This is a genomic window from Lentiprolixibacter sp. (genome assembly GCF_982873095.1).
On the sequence record NZ_CEYNTP010000093.1, the window covers coordinates 8,165 to 9,765 of the forward strand.

Below are 1,601 nucleotides of genomic sequence, written 5' to 3' on the forward strand. Positions count from 1 at the left end.
CGAAGTCCTCAACCGGATCAATTCCCGGAAAAAGCCCGCCCTGATCGTCACCTATCCGGAGGCCCTGTTCGAAAAGGTGGTGACCAGGGAAGAACTCGACAAAAGCACCCTTAAAATGCAGGTAGGGGATTCCTTTTCCCTGGACTTCCTCAATGAAACGCTTTTTGAATACGAATTTAAACGCGTTGATTTTGTCACTGAACCTGGGGAATTTTCTGTAAGGGGAGGAATAGTTGACGTATTCTCCTTCTCTCATGACGAACCTTACCGTATCGAATTCTTTGGGAACGAAGTAGACAGTATCCGCACCTTTGATGTGGAAACCCAACTTTCTACAGACCGGGTAAAACGGATACGCATTATCCCAAATGTCGAAAACAAATTTTTACAGGAGTCCCGTGAGAGTTTTTTGAAATATATCTCCAGCCACACCAAGGTCTTTCTTAAAAATCCGGAACGCTGTTTCCACAGGATTGACGATTTCTTTCATAAAGCAGAGGAAACATTTTCCAAACTGGACAGTGAAATAAAACGCAGTTCCCCACAAGAGTTGTTCATGAACAGCCAAACGCTTGCAATACAGCTCAGGTTGTTTCCGGTAATTACGTTAAGCGGGAGTACTCCTAGTGGCAGCCCGTCACTTAATGGCGACAGGGAAATAAAAAATATCAGCTTCAGCACCCATCCCCAACCTGCTTTTAACAAGAAATTCGACTTGCTAATTGAAGCCCTGAATGACTATCATGAGCAGGGATACCAAAATGTGCTCTGTTGCGCCACGGAAGAACAGGCACAACGCTTCCATGACATTTTTGACGAGATGGAGGAAACAGTGCACTACAAGACCCTGGTGCTTCCGCTCTACCAGGGATTTATCAGTGACGACCTGAAACTGGTATGCCTTACGGACCACCAGGTTTTTGAGCGGTATCACAGGTTCCACATCAAAAACGGCTATGCAAAAAAACAGGCCATCACCCTCAAAGAACTCAATAAACTGGAGATTGGTGACTATGTTACCCATATCGACCACGGGATAGGCAAGTTTGGCGGACTTAAAAAAATAGAAGTAGAGGGGAAAACGCAGGAGGCGATCAAACTTATGTATAGCGACAGGGATATCCTTTATGTGAGTATACATTCCCTGCACAAAATTGCCAAATACAACGGCAAAGATGGCGCAGTGCCAAAGATCTACAAGCTGGGTTCAGCCGCCTGGAAAAAACTCAAGCAAAAAACTAAATCGCGGGTCAAAAAGATCGCATTTGACCTCATTAAGGTATATGCCAAACGGAGATTACAGAAAGGGTTTCAGTATGCCCCCGACAGTTATTTGCAACACGAGCTGGAAGCTTCCTTTCTTTACGAAGACACCCCGGATCAGAGTACCGCTACAGCTGATATCAAAAGAGACATGGAAAGTACGCGCCCTATGGACCGGCTTATTTGCGGGGACGTCGGATTTGGGAAAACGGAAGTGGCTATCAGGGCAGCCTTTAAAGCCGTAGAAAACGGAAAGCAGGTTGCCGTACTTGTGCCCACTACCATCCTGGCCTTCCAGCATTTCCGGACGTTTACTGAGCGTTTGCAGGATATGCCGG

Annotated in this window: 1 protein-coding gene; it reads left to right on the forward strand. The window is 46.2% G+C overall.

What is annotated here, in order from left to right; translation table 11 throughout:
• On the forward strand, positions 1-1,601 hold a 1,601-nt coding region (locus AC4E7D_RS07245; RefSeq protein WP_490173144.1), incomplete at both ends, for a CarD family transcriptional regulator.